This is a genomic window from Sphingomonas sp. S-NIH.Pt3_0716, assembly GCF_003950715.1.
GTDB lineage: Bacteria > Pseudomonadota > Alphaproteobacteria > Sphingomonadales > Sphingomonadaceae > Sphingobium > Sphingobium yanoikuyae_A.
On sequence record NZ_QLJK01000010.1, the window covers coordinates 76,765 to 95,524 of the forward strand.

The window sequence follows — 18,760 nt, forward strand, 5'->3', positions numbered from 1 at the left end:
GTATCATCATGATTGATTCGGTGAAACATATATATCTCATGGCGACGCTTGGCGTTACGGCCGTCGTTCCTCACGCGGGTTGGGCACAGCAGGTAACGCCGGTCACTTCGGTAGCGGCAGATGGACTGACCGTGACGGGCACCATGCGCCTGCGATACGAGCTTATCGATGGCCAGGCCCGAGCGGGGTTCAACGAAAGCGATCAGCTGGTAAACCTGCGGACGAACGTCCTGGCCGAGTATCGGCGTGATGACATCCGGTTGGGGGTGGAGCTGTTCGACAGCCGGGTCTGGGGCGACAATTCCGGCACGCCGGTCACAACGAACGAGGTGAACACGCTGGAGCCAGTGCAGGCCTATGTGGCTGCCGGACTTGATGGTGCCCTGGGCAGGGGAACCAAGCTGACGCTGACTGCTGGACGCATGACCTTGAACCTGGGATCGCGTCGTCTCGTGGCCGCTGACGATTATCGCAACACCACCAACGGTTATACCGGGGTCCGGGCCGATTTCGCTGCGCCGCAGGGATGGAAGGCGATCCTGATCTACACGCTGCCGCAGGTCCGTCAGCCGGAAGATGACGCTGGTATCCGGGCCGCGCGCGTAAGGTTGGATCGCGAGAGATTCGACCTTGTCCTGTGGGGCGGACAGGTCAGCAAGGCCAAGGTTCTCGGTCAGGCGACCGTTGAACTGACCTACTTCCATCTTGGCGAGCGGGATTCCCCCCATCGGCCGACCCGCGACCGGTCGCTCGATACATTCGGTGGCCGTGTGATTGCCGAGCCCCGCCCCGGTGCCTTCGACTATGAGGTTGAGGCCTTCTATCAGACGGGGCACCTCAGCACATCCCTCGCGTCAACGGCGCTGCGACAATCGGTGAGCGCCAGCTTCGTCCATGTCGACATGGGCTATACCTTTACTGGAGGGTGGAAGCCTCGGGTGTCTCTGGAATTCGATCGGGCCAGTGGCGACCGGCCCGGCGGTTCCGATGGCAGGTTCGACACGCTTTTCGGAATGCGGCGCGCGGAGCTTGCACCCGCTGGCCTCTACAATGCTATCTCGCGGACGAACCTGATGACCCAGGGTGTTCGGGTCGAAGCGACGCCGAGCAAGAGGTTCGACTGGTTCGCCGTCTATCGGGCGATGTGGTTGGCAGCCCCAGAGGACAGCTTCTCATCGACAGGCGTGCGCGACGCATCGGGGAGGTCGGGGGACTTTGCAGGCCATCAGCTGGAGGCGCGCCTCCGCTACTGGATCGTGCCTCAACAACTGCGGTTCGAGTTTGATGGAGTGTTACTGGCCAAAGGGCGTTTCCTGCGTGATGCCCCGAATGCGCCTGCGGAACGCTGGACGCGCTATGGCTCGTTCAACCTAACCGCGTCATTCTGAATGCAGCAAATGTCGGCTTTGCGGGCCTGAGCTGACGTTCACCGTCTTGTCTGGAACGTCGTGCGTTGGTCGCGTGCTGCCGGAAGCTGAACGCCGCGTCGTGGGACGAAGCGGCCGATCCCGGTTGAACTGCCAAACGTCAGGTTGTACCAAAACCCGCCTTTCCAAAGGGTACGGCGTTAGGTCACCGGGTCAGAGTTTGAGTAAGAGGCGCTTAGAAGCGCCCCTTCAGAGCGGAAGCCCGAAGCGCGGTCCGATCCAGCTTAACCCGAGGTAGAGCAGGATCGTTACCGCGCAGCCGGCCACCAGCGCCGGCCAGAACGTCACCCCCTGCCGCAGAAGCAGGGGGATGACGAGGAACATGGGCAGGCTGGGCAAGACGTACCAGAATGTCGCCGCCGAATGATGGGCCATCCTGTCGATGTCCTGTGTGTCGCGCCAGAGCCAGATCATGCCCAGGATCGACACCAAAGGCAGCGACGCGATGAGCGCGCCGAACCCGGGATATTTGCGCGCCACTTCTGACACGATGGCGATGATGATGCCGGAAAGCCCGGCCTTGATCGTCAGGTAGAGCATGTGAACCTCACGCGATTTGTTCGGGCGATGGCGCGGCCTTCCGACCGTGCACCATCCGGTAAAGGGCGGGCAGGACCAGAAGCGTCAGGATCGTCGAGGAGATGATGCCGCCGATCACAACGGTAGCAAGCGGCCTTTGCACCTCGGATCCAAGCCCCACGTTCAGAGCCATGGGCACAAAGCCGAGGCTCGCGACCAGGGCAGTCATGAGCACCGGCCGTAGGCGCGTGATAGCCCCCTCCCGGATCGCTTCGTCCAGTTCGCGCCCCTCGCTTCGCAACTGGCGAATGAATGCCAGCATTACGACGCCGTTGAGCACGGCGACCCCGGACAGGGCGATGAAACCGACGCCGGCCGAGATCGAAAATGGGATCCCCCTTAACTGTAGTGCCAAGACACCCCCCGTCAAAGCCAGCGGTACGCCGGAGAACACGATCCCGGCATCTTTCGCTGACCCGAACAGCAGCATCAGCAGGCCGAAGATCAGCATGAGCGTAAGAGGCACGACGATCTGCAGCCGTGTCGATGCCGACTGAAGCTGCTCGAAGGTGCCGCCATAGTCGATCCAGTAGCCGGCCGGCATCTCGACGCCCGATCCGATCTTCCCCTGCACTTCGGCGATGAAAGATCCGAGATCACGACCGCGAACATTGACCGTGACGACCGCACGGCGCTTGCCATCCTCGCGGCTGATCTGGTTCGGTCCGACCGTCCGCTCGATCGTCGCCACCTCCGACAAGGGTACGGTGCCCGCTCCGCCTGGAAGCGGAATTGGAAGGCGCTGCAGAACCGATGGATCCTGACGCAGTCGCTCAGGCAGACGCACCACGATGTCGAAGCGACGGTCGCCATCGAAGATCTGGCCTGCCTCCTTGCCACCGGTGGCTGCGGCCACGACATCCTGGACATCGGAGACATTGAGCCCGAGCCGCTTCAGCTGGAACCGGTCCGGCGTGATCTGGATGAAGGGAAGCCCCGTCACTTGCTCGGCCTGTGCATCCCGGGCCCCATCGACGGTTTCGACGATGCCGGTCACCTGCTCAGCAAGGCTGGCCAGTTTCTCCAGATCGTCACCATAGATACGGATCGCCACATCGGAGCGGACCCCTGCGATGAGCTCATTAAACCGCATCTGGATGGGCTGGATGAACTCGTAGCGCGATCCGGGGACGCTCTGGACGGCCTTGTCCATCTCAGCGACCAGATCGCCCTTGGCCTTGCCGGGGTTGGGCCACTCCTTGCGCGGCTTCATGATGATGAAGGTATCGGCGACCGAGGGCGGCACCGGATCGGTCGCGACATCGGCCGTGCCAATCTTGGCGAAAACCTCCGACACTTCGGGGAACTGCTTCAGCCGTCGTTCGAGTGCCGATTGCATCGCCACTGCCTGCGTGAGGCTGGTGCCTGGTATGCGGAGCGCATGCATGGCGATGTCGCCTTCATCCAGATTCGGGATAAACTCCGACCCCAAACGGGTAGCAACTAGCCCCGCGATCACCGTCAATGCCATGGCGCCGGCGACGACCGCCACCCTTGCCTTCAATGCCCAGTCGAGCAGCGGTCGGTAGCCGTTGCCCGCCGCGCGCATCACGCGGTTCTCCTTCTCCTCGACCCGACCGGTCACGAAAGTCGCCACTGCCGCGGGAACGAGCGTGAGCGAAAGGATGGCTGCCGCCGTCAACGCGAGCACGACCGTGAACGCCATGGGGTGGAAGGTCTTCCCCTCGACGCCCTCCAGCGCGAAGATCGGCAAATAGACCAGCGTGATGATCGCGATGCCAAACAGGCTCGGGCGAATGACCTCCGCACTGGCGGACGCCGCCGTGTCGAACCGCTCCTCTCGATCGAGCAGCCGTCCGAGCCGATGCTGTTCCCCGCCGAACCTTCGCAGACAGTTCTCGACGATAATGACAGCGCCATCGACGATAAGACCGAAGTCCAGCGCGCCTAGGCTCATGAGATTGCCGGACATGCTGGACGCGACCATGCCGGTGATCGTCATCAGGAAGGACAGCGGGATCACCGCCGCCGTGATCAGCGCGGCGCGGATATTGCCGAGCAGCAGGAACAGCACCACAACCACCAGCAGCGCGCCTTCGGCGAGGTTTTTGTCAACCGTGCTGACGGTCGCCGCGACCAGCTTGGAGCGGTCATAAACGGTGTGCACCTCCACGCCCTTGGGCAGCGATGCGTTCACGACATCCAGCCGTGCCGCGACCGCCTTGGAGACTTCGCTGGCATTCTCACCCACCAGCATGAAGATCGTGCCGAGCACGACCTCCTTGCCATCCTTGGTGGCAGCACCGTTGCGCAGCTCCGAGCCGATTTCGACATCGGCGACGTCGGCAATGCGGATCGGTGTGTTCTGACGATAGGCGACGATGATGCCGGACAGATCCTGCTCGTTCGCCGCCTGACCCGGCACGCGGATCAGATACTGCGAACCCGACTGCTCGATATAGCCGGCGCCGACATTGGCGTTGTTCTTCTCAAGCGCGGAGACGAGATCCTGCACCGTCAGTCCGAAACCGGAGAGCCGCTCGGGGATTGGCGCCACGACATATTCGCGCCGATAGCCGCCCACCGAGTTTACTTCGGTGACACCGGGCACAGTGCGAAGCTGCGGCCGGATCACCCAGTCGTGCAGCGTGCGTAAATCTTGAGCCGTGTAGGCCTTACCCTCGTCATTGATCGCGCCAGGCTTCGCCTCGACGGTGTACATGAAAATCTCGCCGAGCCCCGTGGCGATCGGCCCCAGCTCGGGTTCGATGCCGGCCGGGAGCGTCCCCCGCACGCCCTGAAGGCGCTCGTTCACAAGTTGGCGGGCGAAATAGATATCCGTCCCGTCCTTGAAGACTACGGTCACCTGACTGAGGCCATATCGGGACACCGAGCGGGTATATTGAAGTCCGGGTAGACCCGCGATGGCGGTCTCTACCGGAAAGGTGATGCGCTGCTCGGCTTCCAGCGGCGAAAAACCGGGGGCAGAACTATTAATCTGCACCTGGACGTTGGTGATGTCGGGGACGGCGTCGATCTTCAGCCGCTGAAAGGCGGCGATGCCCATGGTGGTGATGATCGCGACGAACGCGAGGACGATGAAGCGCTGCCGGATCGACAGCCTGATGATGCGTTCAAGCATGGCTGATGATCCCTCAGTGGTCGTGGCTGGCGCCGGACTTTTCGATGTCGGCCTTGATGACGTAGCTGTTCTTCGCGGCGTAGACGGTGCCGGGTTTCAGACCGCCCAGCACCTCCGTCCACTCCGGTCCTTCGCGTCCCAGCTCGAGCATCCGCACCTCATAGGTGTTGCCGACCTTGGCGAAGACCACGCGGAAATCGCGAAACTGCTGGATCGCCTCGGTCCGTACTGCGAGCGGCACGCGGCTCTGGTCGACCGTGATGGTCCCGCGCACCGCCATGCCTGGACGCCATAGGCCGTTCGGGTTGGGCAGTGCAGCGCGCGCTGTGACGGCCTGCGTCTGCACCTCGGCCAACGGCAGGAAGTCCCGGATGACCGAACCCTGCGACCTGGCGCCCTCGAGCGGTCGTATCTGCACAGCTTGCCCCGGCCGCACTTTCTCGATGTCGCGCGGGAAGATTGGGAAAGTCGCGACCGTTCGCGAGGGATCGGCGATGACGAACATCGGCGTGCTACCCGCGACATCACCGACATTGGTGCTGCGTTGGGTTACGACGCCGGCGATCGGCGCGAAGACCGAATAGGTCTGCAGCGAGTTGCTGCTCTCCACACGGGCCAACAATGTGCCCTTGGCTACCCGATCGCCGACATTCTTGTAGACGGCCATGACCGGCCCCGGGAACTTCGCGCCGACCTGTGCGGTCGCTGCGGGATCCAGTTCGACCCGGCCTACAATCTCCAGGCCTTCACCTAGTTCGGCGGGGCCGGCAATCGCGGTTTCTATGCCGGCCGCCTTCGCAGCTTCGGGCGCGATTGTCGTACGGCCCTCATAGGACTGGAATGTCCATTGGTGGCTGCCGCCGGATGTCGCGGAGACCGACACATCGAAGCTGTGGGGCTCGACCAGGGTGGCGTTGCCCCGCAGATAATCCTGCTCGGGACGGAAGCTGAACGTCGTGGTCTCGCCATCCAGGCGGCGGATTGTCACGCGCGCCTGGACGTCCTTCGGCGCGACCGGTTTGTCGTTGAGGAAGGCGTAGAGACGATATTCGGGCGGGATACCGTCCTCGAACACCGTCACTTCCAGCGAAAAGTCCCCATCGCGGAGCAAGCGTCCGTTGTGCGGGCCGCGTTCGAAATCCGCAGCGGGGGCTTCATGTTTGGTTGATCCGCCAGTGTCAGCGCCTCCACAGGCGGAGAGTGGCAGGGCGAAGGTCATGGCGAGGGCAAGTCTGCGCATCAGCGGGCATCCTGAATGATCGGCGCGAAGCGGCCGGTGAGGCGGTCGAGATCGACGCGGGCCTCGTGATGAAGGGTGGCGGCACGGACCATGCGGACACGCGCGTCATGAAGAGCGGTCTGGGCGGTCGACACGTCGAGGAAGGTGAACCCGCCACGATTATAGCCGGCACGCACCTGGGCGAGCGTTTGCTCTGCGCCCGGGATCACCTTGTCTCGGATCAGCTCGACTTCATGAGCCGTCTCCGTGACCCGCTCGGCAGCGTGTCCGATCTGCTGCCGCTTCTTGTAACGTTCGACGGCAAGATCCGCCTCGACCTGTCGGCCCTCAGCTTCAGCACGAGAGATGTTCGCGCGATTGAGCGCCTTGTTCCCGAGCGGGATGGAGAGCCCACCAACCACGGCTACATCGCCAGTGCCGATGTAGCGTGGGCCTGCCGACCAGGTCGGATCCGTGCGAGCATTGGCGCGCTGAAGCGTCAGTTGTGCATCAGCTCGGCGTCGTCTGGCTTCGAACACCGCCAAGTCGACTCCCGCCGGTTCCTGGGCGCCGGAAGCCTCCGTTACCGCTAAGAAGTCGGCCTTGGTGACAGCGATGCCTTGCGCGCTGTCACCCCACAAACCGACAAGTCTGGTCAAGGCAGCATCACGGGCGTGTTGCGCCAGTTCGAGGTCGACCTTGGCCTCTGCCAACTGCGTTCGGGCTCGCGTTCCAGCGAAAAGCGGATCGCGTGCTTCAGCGACACGGCGTCCGACTTCTCGTACCAGTTGCTCGGCGATCGCGATACGCTCCTGCGCAATCGTAATGGCCGCCTCGCTGGATTGGACTTCAATATAGAGGCGCTGCACTGCAGTTGCCGTATCGAGACGACGGACCAGTGCCTCGGCCCGAGCAATATCCATTTCAGCGCTGGCGACGCCCACACGAGCCGATCGCTTGCCACCGCGTTCGATGACCTGATTGTAGGTCGCTCCCACCTGAATCTGGCGATTGAGCTCTGGTCCGCCCACGCCGAGATTTTCAGCCAGGAGGTCAATGGCGCCTGAGGGCCGAGTATCGGCTGCCGCACGAGCAGCATCCAATGTGTCGAGCCTTGCCGTTGCGGCCGCGCCGTCTGGCGACGCGTCGATGGCACGCGTGATCGCGTCGTCGAGCGTCAGCACCTGACCCCAAACGGGGGCGGCCGACGCAAGCGCTGCTGCCACAACGGCAGCGCGCACATGATAAAGCATGAAATATCTCCCTGATCATCACCTGGGCGCCAAAGGCGCCGGAATGGCAAAGATCAGGCGGCGGGAGGCTCGAGCAGTGGCGCTACGCCACGCGATGGCAGGGCAACGGTATCGGTCGGTGCGGTAAGCGAGCGTGCGGCGACGAATGCCATGGCTTCGACCATATCGGCGCGGGCAACATCGAACGCGACATGAACATGGGTCGCATGACCCGCGTCCCTGTCCCCATCAGGCTGAGTTGGATCGGCGTGATGGGCATCGAGATCGGCTTGGTGCATCGTAGCGTGCGAGGCATGATCATCGAAATGCGGCACGGCCTCTCCCATGCTGCCGTGCGACAACATCAATGTGAGCATGATCAGGAGTGCCATGAGGCGACGCATGCCTCAGCGGTTAGCAGATGCGCGCGGTGTGGGCAACGCGCCCACGATCAAATGGAGGGTACTGTCTTGCTGAGTTTGCCCGAGATCTAAAAAGGGCAGCCGCCGCGCTCATCTGCCATCTGATCGTCCGCTTCCATCCGATCCGGGCGTTCGATGGAGCGGAACTGAATGACTTGGTTTGGTCGACAGTCGACGATGCGGACCTTCGTTTGGACAGATCGGTTAGTGTGAACTGATGCGGTGGATGCCTCCCTTCACCGGGGGCTCTGGTTAATCCACTATCGCCGCGACTTCGGCTGCTCTAAGAATGCAGGATGGATGATAAAGCAACTAGGCAGCTGTATTTTGACCAACTCTCCTTTCCCGACGGAGAAGCAAGTGCGGCCCACAAGGCTGCGCTCAATCGCGCGCATGAACTCAGGAAACTGGAAATCGAGAATTACTGGAAACGGTCCACTTACTTTTGGGGCTTTCAAATTGTGGCTTTCGCGGCTCTCGCACTCAGCGTCAATCGCGCCAGTGTCAACGCGCCGCTTATCCTCGTCGTCTCAGTCCTTGGCGCTCTTGCCGCTTGGACCGGAGTCCTGACCGCCAAAGGCTCGAAGTTTTGGCAAGCCATTTGGGAGGCCCATGTGGACTTCCTGGAGCCCGAAGTAGAAGGGAAGCTTCACGTGACCGCTTTAGTCGAGAAGCGGCTTGAATATTCCGTCAGTCGCGTAAACGAGCGTTTCCTGCAGGTAATTTTCGCGGGCTGGATCGCAATCTTCATGGTGGCCGCGGCTGTTCTTGTTTGGCCCGATCTTCTTAAGTTGCGGCCGGCTCATGCCATCACCCTACAGATCAGCCTGCCCGCGGTTGCTTTCGCGCTGGGGATGCAGCGGTTGATGCATAACACGAAATCCAAACTGCGTGGTCGGGCCTTTATGCGTCGAACTATGCAAAAATTAGAGGATTGCTGACGGGGAACTCGTCGCCGCATGGGTGTTCAGCTCCATTGCGCTGCGCCGCTGCTGGAAGAGATGCGTACGAGCTTGACTTACGCAAGGGGGGACAATGCTCCATAGATTTAGGTCCGTTGAGGAAATCGGACGCTTTGCAAAGCTGACCCACAAGGCCGAGGCATTTGCCCGACTGTCGTTGATTTTTGCGCGCAACGGCTACGGAAAAAGCACTTTGTGTTCGATCCTACGATCGGCTGCGGATGGCAGCCCCCACCCCATCACCTCTCGCAAACGTCTTGGCGCGATTAACGATTCCCGTGTGGACTCGCTTTGGGCGTCCGGTGCTACGATCGCCTACAGCGCTGGCACCTGGAACGCCTGCCCCGGCAGGATTTATATCTACGATCTCGAATATGTGTCGAAGAATCTGCATCTTGGCGAGAGCGTAACGCGCGAAAACAAACGCAGCCTACTTCCTGTCGTTCTCGGCGATGAAGGGGTCGCACTGGCCGAGAAGGTCAACGCGTTGGATCGTGAACAGCGCGACGTTGACGATTCCAAGAAAGCGCAAGGGAAAATCATTCTTGCTCGCTGTAGGGGCCTCGCCCCCAATGATCTGCTCGGGTTCTGTCAGGCCGACGTACCCGATGACCTTGAGGCGAGGACCGCGGCTCAGGCGCAGAAGCTCGAGCTCGCGCGACAAGCTGCTGTCGTAAAGCAGAAGCGAAATCCTCCCGCTCTTGCACTCGGCTCACTCGCGCAGGCTGAGGCCATTCTTAGCGAAGGGCTCGAGGGCGTCGGCGAAGCAGCTACAACTCTAGTTCAGCAGCATCTTGCCCGGCAGGTTCTGGGCGATCGTGGACTGGCCTGGCTCGAGTATGGGGCTGGCCATTCTTCTGATCGGGAGTGCCCCTATTGCGGCCAAGACACGACCCACGTTCCACTTGTAACGGCTTACGGCACCTATTTCAGCGACGCGTTCAAAGCTCTCCAATCACGCATCGATCAACTGGACCGCGATCTCGACGCCTTGTCGCCTGCGCGCTTAAACCAGCATTTGTCGACCAACGACGCGGACTTTGCATATTGGTCCAAGCTTTGTGAGATTCCTACCCCTCCTAGGCTGTCAAAGGATGAAAGCAGCGCAGTCATAGCTGCGCTGACGCACCTGAAATCCCTTGTCGTCGCCAAGCGGAAGAACCCACTCGAACCAATTGCGTTTGGCTCGGATGCCGGGCCGATCCGCGATTCCCTGCAGCTGCTGTCGATCTACAATGAGCGCGTTGCTGCGTGCGGTGCCGTGATCGACCAAGCACGTGACGAGACAGCCAACGCGGATGTGCCAAGAGCAGAGGCGAACCTTGCAAAGTGGATCGCCATGGCAGAGAGATTGACCGAACCGGTCAAATCTGCGGTCGCAGATTGTTTGAGCGCGGAAACTCGGCTCGCCGAAATCAAGGCTGAGAAGGCCGAAGCCCAGAACGCCCTCAAAAACTATACAACGATGACGATGGCCGCACGCCAAACCGCCGTAAACGCCATCCTGTCGAATTTCGGGGCGAGCTTCCGCGTGGTCGATGCCAAGACCAGCTTTGTGGGTCGTGAGCCCAACACCGAATTTGCCATCGAACTGGGCACGAACCGGATCAAAGCCGCCGAAAAGTCCGAGACTGAGCCAAGCTTCAAAACCGTCCTCAGCGCAGGTGACAAGAGTACCCTCGCGCTGGCATTCTTCCTCGCGCAGATCGATGCTGACCCGTCGCTAGCCGATGCGGTAGTCGTATTCGACGATCCTTTCAGTAGCCAGGATATGGACCGTCAGTTTCAAACGACGAGTTACATCCGCTCCCTGTCGGGTAAAGCGTGCCAGACCATAGTCCTTTCGCACGATCCGCGCTTCCTTCAGCTTATCGAAAAGAACGCGGACAACACCAATACCCGTACGTTTCAGCTCCAGTGCAGCGACGCTGGGGTCGGCGCGCTGGCAGCTTGGTCGAGCACGGATGAATTGAAGTCTCTCTATGTCCAGCAGCATGAGATGATACGCGAGTACGCGACGCATCAGACAGTGCTCAAACAGCAAAATCTTAACACCATCCATCAGGCTATCCGGCCATTTCTCGAAGATTATCTGCGTTTGCGCTTCCCTGGGCGGTTCGGAGATCAGGCGCAGATTTTTGAAATGGCCAGTGCGATCAAGGGAGCCGGCGAAAGCGATCCGATGGCGGGAACGGTCAGCGATCTCTTCTCTCTAAACGAGTATACTCGCCCGAATATGCATGGCGGCGGCACACCCCCCGTTCCCGGCGAACTCCGCGCCCACTGTAAAAAGGTCCTGGCGATCGTCGGCAGCTATTAGGCTATGGCAGACGAGGTCGGAAAACCAGTGAATGGCGAAGCGCTAACAAAGCGCGCAAAGCCGATTTGGATCCGGTCCGCAAACTCCCATACTGACCCACAGCCTTATGCTGCATACCGAGGCCGGACAGACGAGAGCACCTAACTACGTACCAGATCTCATTTACCGCTTGCTTCTTTCGGGGCATCCACAGACGTGGTGTACGCATCCGGTGAGGACCGCGGCTACTGACGGTTTGCTGGGGGATTTGGCATCTTACTTGCCGAGGAAGGCCTCCACGCCTTCTTGAGCGAGCACATCGCGGAATGCAGCATCGGCATCGCGGTCGGTGGGGAATAGATTGTCCCAGACCGTCGAGGTGCCGTGCTCGTTGACGACCTCGAGGGACCAGCCACGTTCGGTGGCGAGCCGCACGATGTTGATGGTCAGCCGTACGCCCGCCTGTTCGATGGACCGGCAGAGAGAGGATTCAATCAGTTCGGGTTGCGGGTCAAATTCCATGCCGTGATGCTATGAGATCACCGAAATGCTGATGCGGGTTCAACGGTCGAGCCACGGTACCTGCCGGATCGAGGGATCGGACTACGGCGAATTCCTGGTACCGATCCCACCTCTTGCCGAGCAACGGGGACTATCAGGAATTTCGTGTGCGGCGAGGCATAATGGGCAACAAGGAGACCCAATATGTCACGACGGAAAGAACCCTCGATACCGAACGACATTCTCGATCAGTTGCTGGCCGGCACTGACGCGGCGGCGGCGCTCAGCCAGGGCGGCTTGCTCGATTCCCTGAAGAAGGCTTTTGCCGAACGGGCCCTCAACGCGGAGATGGATCATCATCTCGGGCACAATGACCAGGTCGGCAACAACCGCAATGGCTATGGTCGCAAGACGGTGACGACCGACAGCGGGCGGATCGAGATCGAGGTGCCGCGCGATCAAGCCGGCAGTTTCGATCCGCAGCTGATCGCCAAATACCAGCGGCGCTTCCCCGAAGCGATGGTCCAGACATGCATCGTACACTTGCTGCGAAACTCGATGGATTTCGTCGCGTGGAAGGATCGCAAGGCGCTCGGAATGGCTCTGAAAGCCATCTACCGTGCCGTTGAGGCAGTGGCCGCCGAGGAAGCGCTGACAGCCTTCGAAGCAAGCTTCTGGGGGCAGCGCTATCCCGCCATCGGCCAGAGTTGGCGTCGAGCATGGCCCGAGGTCATCCCATTTTTCGCCTTTCCTGATGAGGTCAGGCGGATCGTCTACACCACAAATTCGATAGAAGCCTTGAACTCCAAGCTTCGCCGCGCTGTTCGTGCCCGGGGCCATTTCCCCAGTGATGAGGCCGCCACCAAGCTGCTCTATCTGATCTTGAACCGATCGGAAAAAGAGTGGAAAATGCCACCGCGCGAATGGAACATGGCGAAGGCGCAATTTGCCGTGCTCTTCGGCGAACGTTTCATCAGGGTCATGACGGCCTGATGGTCAACCGCCTCGCCGCACACGAAATTCCTGATAGTCCCCGAGCAACGCCGCATCGTTGCGAAAGTCGACGAACTCATGGCTCTGTGCGACCGACTGGAATCCAGCCTCACCTCCGGCGACGAAACCCGCCAGCGCCTGCTCGAAGCCATCCTTCACGAAGCGATCGAACCGACGGAAGCGCGGGAACTGGAACTCGCATAACGATGCCTGAAGTCGACTGGGCAGAGGTTCGAACCCTGCTCGACTCCCTCTACGGTTCCGCCGAGCGCCTTGAGGCCCTGTTCCCCGGCCGCAAGTTCACGCTCGACGGACACCTCGTCGGCAGCATCGGCGAGGTCATCGCCGCCTACATGTTCGACCTCACCCTGAATCCCGCGTCGACCATGGCGCACGACGCGCTGTGCCCCGACGGCCGCCGCGTGGAGATCAAGTTCACCCAAGGCCGAACCGTCGCCATCCGCCACGAACCCGACCACCTCCTCGTCCTCCACCGCGCCCGCGGCGCCAACGTCCGCGTCGTCTACAACGGCCCCGGAACGCACCCATGGAGCAACGCCGGCCGCATCCAGAGCAACGGCCAGCGCCCTATCAGCCTCGCACACCTCACCCGCCTGGACGCCGCCATCGCCAACGAACAACGCCTCGCACTCGTTAGGCCCGCTCCGATCTGATGACGTTCGAGAGAAACGATAGCCAGCAGGCCCAATGCCTGCTGGCCCAGGGACGGCCCGAACCACTCTTACAGGGTCGCCGAATACGCCTTTCGCGACGCGGTTCGTGCTACGCCTAACGCCTGCCACCCGGCGGATTGATCATGGTCACTTCGCGCATGAGCCAGTTTCCTGCTGAAAGCTGAGCCAGGCGTTCAATGCATTATGGCAGCCACCGTCCGAGATGATATCGCGGGCATGGCCGGTAAAACCATTTACTGTCAGTCTGCGTGCCGGGAGCACGATATGGATGTGACTGGCGTTCGGTGAACCCGCCAAATATGGTAGGTGGAGGATCATCAGCGCCGCCAATTGTTCCTGCCGGACAAAGTAGGATCGGACCCAGGCTCGCGCCTGCTCCCATCCCCGATGTGGTGGCTGGTCTGGCGGCAATCTCAGGGTAAACTGGGCAAACCCATTCCGCTCTGCGGCAGGCAGCATGGCATCATAGCGCTGCAGCAGATAGCAAAGGTCCATATATTCGCCGCCTGCCGCATCAGGGAGCAGCAGGTCGTTATGCGCGGCCTTGTGCCCGGCGGGTGTCAGCTTTGCCAAGACCGGTTCTATGATACCGGCGCGGGATGCACCGGGCTTGTAGAAGTAGCGGAGGTATTTGAAACTACCGTCGCCAGCGGGGTCCAGCGGGAAGCAGGACAGCTCGTCTGGCCGGTCTGCCGTGGCGGGCTTCGTTTTGGCCTTGCTCATGCGGCCTCCTGCCATTGCGTGCCGCTCTGCGTCGCCGGGGAAAGGTCTGCTTCGAACCGCCGGGCATCTGGGAAAGGTGCGTGCGGGGCGAACAGCAATCCGCGCCTGTGGGCGAGAATAAATGGCTGATCGATATCGCCGGGCGGGCAAAACCACAGGCGATCTTCGAACCATGCGCGGCGATAGTCTCTGTACCACTGGTCAGTGTCGAAACGGTAGATATCGTATGTCGCCGTCGGGCCAGAGAACCGCGCCAGCAACAGGTCCATGCCATGCCGTTTGGCGACCGCACCGAAGTCGTACAATCCGACCTCCGCTCCGGCCCTCGTGCCAGCAAGCAGGAGATTGGCGCCTCCCAGAAACACCGCGTGCTGGGTGCCGGGGAAACGCAGCTCGGGCGCGATATCGATCGGTCCGCCGATGTTCGACGCCAACATCATGATGGCACGATGCGGAGCGGGCTTGATCCACGGCAAGCCGCCCGCGCTCCCCGCGGAGCACGGTGTAAGGATATTCTGCATGTAAGAGACTTTCACTTCTAGAGCGCGCGGCAGCCGAGCGGTGCCGCGCCTTGCCCCTTTTTCATTCGATTTCGCTCAGCTACTGAGCCACTTCAAACTTGGCTTTCGCCGCAGCAGCGGCGCCTACCCGTCGCTCCGATCCGGAGACTTGATGTAGACCGTGACCACTGGCGGTGCGGCCGGCCTGGAAAAACCTCCGCTGTGGGCCGGACAGAGCGTGGCGACGATGCGATTGCGCATCAGCAATTCACCCGGATCACCGCATTTTTGGCAGGTCACCTTCGACCGCTCCTCGGCAGCGATGATGTAAGGCCTTGCCTCTGGAACCTTGGGCTCAAGATGAATCCGAAGCGATCCGAATTTCTCTTTTACTTCCACCACAATCACTGGGATGTCATTCGCGGCGAGATCGGCCAGGAAGTCCTGGTAGAGAGCCGACCAGCCGGTCGGTAGGTGGTCCAGCCATCGGAGGTTATCGATCTGGGTCATGCGTAATGCCCTCCGGTCGCCAGTTGCCAGTGGCGCTTGGCGATCCAGAAACCGAGCCTTTCCCCTTCTGCGCTTGACCAAGGCAGAGTTGGCAGCGGATGAATGCCGCTTTGATCGACCGTGAAAACCCGCATTTCGTCGCCGCTATCCGGGGCTGTGACGAGGTGGATCGAATCGCCGGGGGCCTGAAGCCACAGGCGCAGGCCCGAGATGACCTGGACTTCACCGTTGCGACACAGCAGGAGCGTCACATACATGGTCGCCTGCGCTCCCGGCGCATGGTTCGGCTCGACAAGGACGAGGTCAGTCCGACATTCGGCAACCGCCTTGATGAGCGCGGTGAGCGAGAGCTTCTTGCGCCAATGGACCATCACGACGTTGGCGCGGTCCACATAGTCAAAGTCCGCCAAAACGGGCGGCATTATCGATGTGCAGGGTTCAGGCGCCCAGCCGACCATGCCGGCGAATGCGCGAGCGGCTTTTTTCGCAAGCGCGCTGCGCCTGCGGTCTTCTTCACTTACATAGATCATTGAGGTGGGTTCTTTCTCTCCACCCAGCGGCGGCTGCGTCCGCTAGGGTGAGGTTCAGATTTTCATTTCAGTAATTGCAGCCACCTGCTGCTCTTCAAGCTTCGCACTTCCTTTATCGTCGGCGCCGGATACCAATGCGCAGTGCAATTGCATCCGGCGCGGGAGGGATCATTCACGCCCTCTGCCGCGATCCATTGGCCAGCCAATTTGATCTGCCGCAGGCCCTTTCGCGACGACGCGCGGCGGCAATTCAACTTGCCATGACGACCAGCCCAAGCCCCCATCGTCAGTGGGTTCGACTGCCTTAATCAGAAGGTTCAACGTTCGCCTGCCCAAAGGCGTCAAGGCGAGCTCGCGAGTGGCCCACCGAACATTAATGTCGGGGGCATGGAAAATAAATCGCCCACCATCAAGACGGCAAATCAATTTTGAATGAGCCAGAGCTTTCACAACTGCATTGAGCTCATGGCCGATCTTATCAAACTCTTGCTTGAATATGACATCTCTGGCGGACCGCTCTTCAAGTTCTGAAAGAGCATCATTAATTGCCCTGATGCGCTCGGCCCTTTTCTGCTTTATATTACGATCCTGAGCCTCACGCTCACGCTCAGCCGCGAGTTGTTGGGACCGCCAAAGATTGAATGACTTCTGCAGTGCCGTTTGGACATCAGCATCTGCAAGGACCGGCTCAACGGCGGCCTGCATATCGGCAGATAGGCCGGCAGGTGCTAACCCTGCCTCCCTTTGGAAAACAGGGCTGTTCTCACGACCGACATGGAGGCGGGACAACGCAGTCATAAGATTCTGCCACTTTTGGCGGAAAGCATGCTGGATTTCCGGCTCTGCTTCAAAGAAGTTCGCAGCGCGCAAGGCTGGATCGTGCTCATGCGCAGGATGAATGGAAAGCCCAGCTGCAGTGCGAACCAATGGAACATAGGCACGCTGTTCAAGGGCTCTTGCCGCCTCCTTGATGGCAGCACGGCGTTGTGGATCTATCGACCGCTGATTATTAATGGCTGCGATTTCCGCCAGCCGAAGCTTGCCTCGATGAGCCGCCAAGGTACTTTTCAGCTCCCGAGACCAGTTGCCATGCGCAGCGAGGGTATCTTTGCACGTCGCAACTCTGCTCATCTGGGTTGCAAGCTCACGCCAGTCGCCAAGACGGCCACGAAATTCGGCTGGCTGCTTTCTCGCGGAACCGAGGAAATTCTTCGCCGCAAAATAACGACAGACCTCTCGCTGTCGCGCGAGCTCGCGGCGATGGGCCAAGATGCTGCTGGCACCGGCTGTGCGAGCCGCTTTCATGTTCATCAGACCGCGCCAGGCAGCTGCGGCATATCTATGCTTGTTCAAAGACGGGCGCGCGTAAAGGCAGCTCAGTTGCAGCTTGTTACATTGGTGCCGCGCGCGCAATCGCTCGAGCACCGCCTTGTGCCCATCCAATTTTAATCGAATAGCTGCGCCGCTTTGCACAAAACGCATTTGGATATGTGACAGGCTTCTCGTTGCAGCCTCCAACCTTTCTGCACCTTGGCTCAGCGCTTGTCCGACACGATAGGCGTGTTGCATCGCAGCCAGACGACTTCTCAAGCTTTCAGCGAAGTTGGAATGTTTCACGACATTAGATGCTGCCAACATGGCGCGCCCTTGCAAGCCGGCTCGCCGCCAGCTGTTAAGTTTCTGCAAGGCGACCGCGTGTATCCTGGACAACTGACCAGTTTGCACCCTGACCTGAGCGCGGTTGACCTCGCCGCGCAGCCGTCGACGCTCTGCGATATGCAGTGCCAGTGCATCGCTGCGGCCCCTTGCCGCCAGACGCTCATTGGCCTGAACCATAGTTCGTCGAAGGTTGAGAAGATTGGCCGCGTGGGCTGATAGCTTTTCCACGACGTCGGCAAGGCGAGCAATCTTGACCTTGTCGTCCGCCAGAGCCTTCTGCCGGGCATCACCTCCGCGAACACGCTTCTGCTGCCCCGGGGTTTCTCCGCGCTCCGCCCGCGTCAGATGTGAATATCGCGGCGACAGACCTGCCCCGATCAGCGCATGGTTGATTTGAGAAACGAAATGGCGGCGCATGAGCCTGATGCCCAGGGGAGTGTTCAGATCGGACCACGTCGACGCGGAGAAATCCCAGTCGTAGGCATCATTACGGGTCACGAAGCGGGTGCCGATCTGCAGATGCAAATGAAAATTCCGGGCGTCGCCGCCGGCGTCTGGCGTATGAAGCGCAGCGACGAATGGTACGTCACGCGCCGCCAGCGGCTGCGTAATACTGTCGACCAGCTTCACGCGCTGCGCTGCGGTCAGGTCGTGTGGAAGAGGCACGATGACACTGATGTAGACATTGGCGTTGGCGCGATTGAGCTGCTCGACCTGCTCCAGGGCGCGCCAGAACGCAGTGATCTCCGTACGATCGGCGCCGATGTTGCTGGACCAACCCTCTTCGCCGGATTCGAGCGCTGCCTCGCGCGTTATGTAGCGGGCAAAACGGCTGGCTTCACCCGGCCGCCACGCTCTCCCGCGCCCCCCGCACAAACCGCGACTTTTCCACTGGATGTAAAGCGAGCGGGATCCATGTTTCCGATGTCGTGACGGCGAAAACCAGGTGAAGGAACGCAGCCCATTCGCGGGCCGGTGAAACAAATTACGCGCCGCTCGATCCGATATTCGCGGTCGTTCAGACTCCGCGACTCGAATCCGGAAACGCAGCCGCTGCTGGAGCTCACGATCTTCTCGGAACCGCTTCAGTAGCGTCAGCTTCAGCAGGCTGGCGGATTCCAGGGCGGACCGACGCTCGCGGGCGGCGCGGTTGCGCGCGCTGCGGACTGCTGCGCATCCGGCCGCGATCTGCTCATTTTGGCGAATGATATCGGCAACTGGGCGAAGCATCTGAACCGTCTGAATTGAGGTTGTTGAAAGGGGGTGGTCGTCCGTGTTGTTGGCCGTTGGCCAAACAACACTTTTACGCGCACCACCCCCCTTTCTCTCTCGTCCTGTTAAACGGCCCTAATGGTGGTGGATGCGCGACCCATGCGCACATTCTAAGCCTCTGTAGAAAACCATCG

General features: G+C 60.7%; 17 protein-coding genes. 6 read left to right on the forward strand and 11 right to left on the reverse strand.

Annotated features, from left to right (window positions below):
* Nucleotides 1-8: 8 nt before the first annotated feature.
* Nucleotides 9-1,388 (forward strand): alginate export family protein, encoded by a 1,380-nt coding sequence (locus BRX37_RS10185; RefSeq protein ID WP_164522447.1) that lies wholly within the window; start codon nucleotides 9-11, stop codon nucleotides 1,386-1,388.
* Nucleotides 1,389-1,616: 228 nt separating this feature from the next.
* Here BRX37_RS10185 and BRX37_RS10190 read toward each other — a convergent pair whose 3' ends face one another.
* From BRX37_RS10190 to BRX37_RS10210, 5 genes are read right to left on the reverse strand one after another with little or no spacing between them, the layout of a single operon-like run.
* Nucleotides 1,617-1,967, reverse strand: a complete 351-nt coding sequence (locus tag BRX37_RS10190; RefSeq protein ID WP_125986717.1) for a DUF3147 family protein — start codon at nucleotides 1,965-1,967, stop codon at nucleotides 1,617-1,619.
* 7 nt (nucleotides 1,968-1,974) lie between these two features.
* Complete coding sequence (locus tag BRX37_RS10195) at nucleotides 1,975-5,109, reverse strand: efflux RND transporter permease subunit (RefSeq protein WP_125986719.1); 3,135 nt, start codon at nucleotides 5,107-5,109, stop codon at nucleotides 1,975-1,977.
* Between the two features lie 13 nt (nucleotides 5,110-5,122).
* Nucleotides 5,123-6,328 carry an efflux RND transporter periplasmic adaptor subunit gene (locus BRX37_RS10200; RefSeq protein ID WP_318276658.1) on the reverse strand — a complete coding sequence of 402 codons (1,206 nt, stop codon included), beginning with the start codon at nucleotides 6,326-6,328 and terminating at the stop codon, nucleotides 5,123-5,125.
* Between the two features lie 20 nt (nucleotides 6,329-6,348).
* Entirely contained in the window at nucleotides 6,349-7,581 is a 1,233-nt protein-coding gene (locus BRX37_RS10205; protein ID WP_125986723.1) for a TolC family protein, read from the reverse strand.
* A 53-nt stretch (nucleotides 7,582-7,634) separates the two neighbouring features.
* Complete coding sequence (locus BRX37_RS10210) at nucleotides 7,635-7,952, reverse strand: hypothetical protein (protein WP_125986725.1); 318 nt, start codon at nucleotides 7,950-7,952, stop codon at nucleotides 7,635-7,637.
* A 326-nt stretch (nucleotides 7,953-8,278) separates the two neighbouring features.
* Between BRX37_RS10210 and BRX37_RS10215 the strand changes: the two genes are divergently transcribed.
* A complete protein-coding gene (locus BRX37_RS10215; protein WP_125986727.1) occupies nucleotides 8,279-8,923 on the forward strand; it encodes a RipA family octameric membrane protein in 645 nt (214 codons plus the stop codon).
* Between the two features lie 94 nt (nucleotides 8,924-9,017).
* Nucleotides 9,018-11,264, forward strand: a complete 2,247-nt coding sequence (locus tag BRX37_RS10220; protein ID WP_125986729.1) for an AAA family ATPase — start codon at nucleotides 9,018-9,020, stop codon at nucleotides 11,262-11,264.
* A 255-nt stretch (nucleotides 11,265-11,519) separates the two neighbouring features.
* Here the strand turns inward: BRX37_RS10220 and BRX37_RS10225 are convergent, their stop codons facing one another.
* A complete protein-coding gene (locus BRX37_RS10225) occupies nucleotides 11,520-11,765 on the reverse strand; it encodes a hypothetical protein (RefSeq protein ID WP_019052496.1) in 246 nt (81 codons plus the stop codon).
* 183 nt (nucleotides 11,766-11,948) lie between these two features.
* Here BRX37_RS10225 and BRX37_RS10230 point away from each other — a divergent pair, with 183 nt between their 5' ends.
* The 3 genes from BRX37_RS10230 (at nucleotide 11,949) to BRX37_RS10235 (ending at nucleotide 13,411) form a co-directional block, all read left to right on the forward strand.
* On the forward strand, nucleotides 11,949-12,737 hold the full coding sequence (locus BRX37_RS10230) for a transposase (protein ID WP_125986731.1): 789 nt from the start codon (nucleotides 11,949-11,951) through the stop codon (nucleotides 12,735-12,737).
* Nucleotides 12,738-12,815: 78 nt separating this feature from the next.
* Nucleotides 12,816-12,941: a hypothetical protein gene (locus tag BRX37_RS27265; RefSeq protein ID WP_318276659.1), complete on the forward strand. Its 126-nt coding sequence runs from the start codon at nucleotides 12,816-12,818 to the stop codon at nucleotides 12,939-12,941.
* Between the two features lie 2 nt (nucleotides 12,942-12,943).
* The gene (locus tag BRX37_RS10235) at nucleotides 12,944-13,411 is read left to right on the forward strand and encodes a DUF6998 domain-containing protein (RefSeq protein ID WP_206434146.1); all 468 of its coding nucleotides are present in this window, start codon (nucleotides 12,944-12,946) and stop codon (nucleotides 13,409-13,411) included.
* A 147-nt stretch (nucleotides 13,412-13,558) separates the two neighbouring features.
* Here the strand turns inward: BRX37_RS10235 and BRX37_RS10240 are convergent, their stop codons facing one another.
* The 5 genes from BRX37_RS10240 to BRX37_RS10260 form a co-directional block, all read right to left on the reverse strand.
* Nucleotides 13,559-14,155 (reverse strand): hypothetical protein, encoded by a 597-nt coding sequence (locus BRX37_RS10240; protein ID WP_125986733.1) that lies wholly within the window; start codon nucleotides 14,153-14,155, stop codon nucleotides 13,559-13,561.
* Nucleotides 14,152-14,631 (reverse strand): hypothetical protein, encoded by a 480-nt coding sequence (locus BRX37_RS10245; protein WP_318276660.1) that lies wholly within the window; start codon nucleotides 14,629-14,631, stop codon nucleotides 14,152-14,154. Before BRX37_RS10245 ends, BRX37_RS10240 begins: the two co-directional genes overlap by 4 nt.
* Nucleotides 14,632-14,799: 168 nt before the next feature.
* On the reverse strand, nucleotides 14,800-15,165 hold the full coding sequence (locus BRX37_RS10250) for a hypothetical protein (protein WP_125986735.1): 366 nt from the start codon (nucleotides 15,163-15,165) through the stop codon (nucleotides 14,800-14,802).
* Nucleotides 15,162-15,695, reverse strand: coding sequence for a hypothetical protein (locus BRX37_RS10255; protein ID WP_125986737.1), 534 nt, complete (start codon nucleotides 15,693-15,695; stop codon nucleotides 15,162-15,164). Before BRX37_RS10255 ends, BRX37_RS10250 begins: the two co-directional genes overlap by 4 nt.
* A gap of 168 nt (nucleotides 15,696-15,863) precedes the next feature.
* Nucleotides 15,864-18,584, reverse strand: a complete 2,721-nt coding sequence (locus BRX37_RS10260) for a hypothetical protein (protein ID WP_125986739.1) — start codon at nucleotides 18,582-18,584, stop codon at nucleotides 15,864-15,866.
* Nucleotides 18,585-18,760 lie beyond the last annotated feature (176 nt).

Excerpts from the sequence above, each read along its gene's own strand:
- BRX37_RS10185 (WP_164522447.1), top strand. The coding sequence starts at position 9 with ATGATTGATTCGGTGAAACATATATATCTCATGGCGACGCTTGGCGTT.
- BRX37_RS10190 (WP_125986717.1), bottom strand. The coding sequence starts at position 1,967 with ATGCTCTACCTGACGATCAAGGCCGGGCTTTCCGGCATCATCATCGCC.
- BRX37_RS10195 (WP_125986719.1), bottom strand. The coding sequence starts at position 5,109 with ATGCTTGAACGCATCATCAGGCTGTCGATCCGGCAGCGCTTCATCGTC.
- BRX37_RS10200 (WP_318276658.1), bottom strand. The coding sequence starts at position 6,328 with ATGACCTTCGCCCTGCCACTCTCCGCCTGTGGAGGCGCTGACACTGGC.
- BRX37_RS10205 (WP_125986723.1), bottom strand. The coding sequence starts at position 7,581 with ATGCTTTATCATGTGCGCGCTGCCGTTGTGGCAGCAGCGCTTGCGTCG.
- BRX37_RS10210 (WP_125986725.1), bottom strand. The coding sequence starts at position 7,952 with ATGGCACTCCTGATCATGCTCACATTGATGTTGTCGCACGGCAGCATG.
- BRX37_RS10215 (WP_125986727.1), top strand. The coding sequence starts at position 8,279 with ATGGATGATAAAGCAACTAGGCAGCTGTATTTTGACCAACTCTCCTTT.
- BRX37_RS10220 (WP_125986729.1), top strand. The coding sequence starts at position 9,018 with ATGCTCCATAGATTTAGGTCCGTTGAGGAAATCGGACGCTTTGCAAAG.
- BRX37_RS10225 (WP_019052496.1), bottom strand. The coding sequence starts at position 11,765 with ATGGAATTTGACCCGCAACCCGAACTGATTGAATCCTCTCTCTGCCGG.
- BRX37_RS10230 (WP_125986731.1), top strand. The coding sequence starts at position 11,949 with ATGTCACGACGGAAAGAACCCTCGATACCGAACGACATTCTCGATCAG.
- BRX37_RS27265 (WP_318276659.1), top strand. The coding sequence starts at position 12,816 with ATGGCTCTGTGCGACCGACTGGAATCCAGCCTCACCTCCGGCGACGAA.
- BRX37_RS10235 (WP_206434146.1), top strand. The coding sequence starts at position 12,944 with ATGCCTGAAGTCGACTGGGCAGAGGTTCGAACCCTGCTCGACTCCCTC.
- BRX37_RS10240 (WP_125986733.1), bottom strand. The coding sequence starts at position 14,155 with ATGAGCAAGGCCAAAACGAAGCCCGCCACGGCAGACCGGCCAGACGAG.
- BRX37_RS10250 (WP_125986735.1), bottom strand. The coding sequence starts at position 15,165 with ATGACCCAGATCGATAACCTCCGATGGCTGGACCACCTACCGACCGGC.
- BRX37_RS10255 (WP_125986737.1), bottom strand. The coding sequence starts at position 15,695 with ATGATCTATGTAAGTGAAGAAGACCGCAGGCGCAGCGCGCTTGCGAAA.
- BRX37_RS10260 (WP_125986739.1), bottom strand. The coding sequence starts at position 18,584 with ATGCTTCGCCCAGTTGCCGATATCATTCGCCAAAATGAGCAGATCGCG.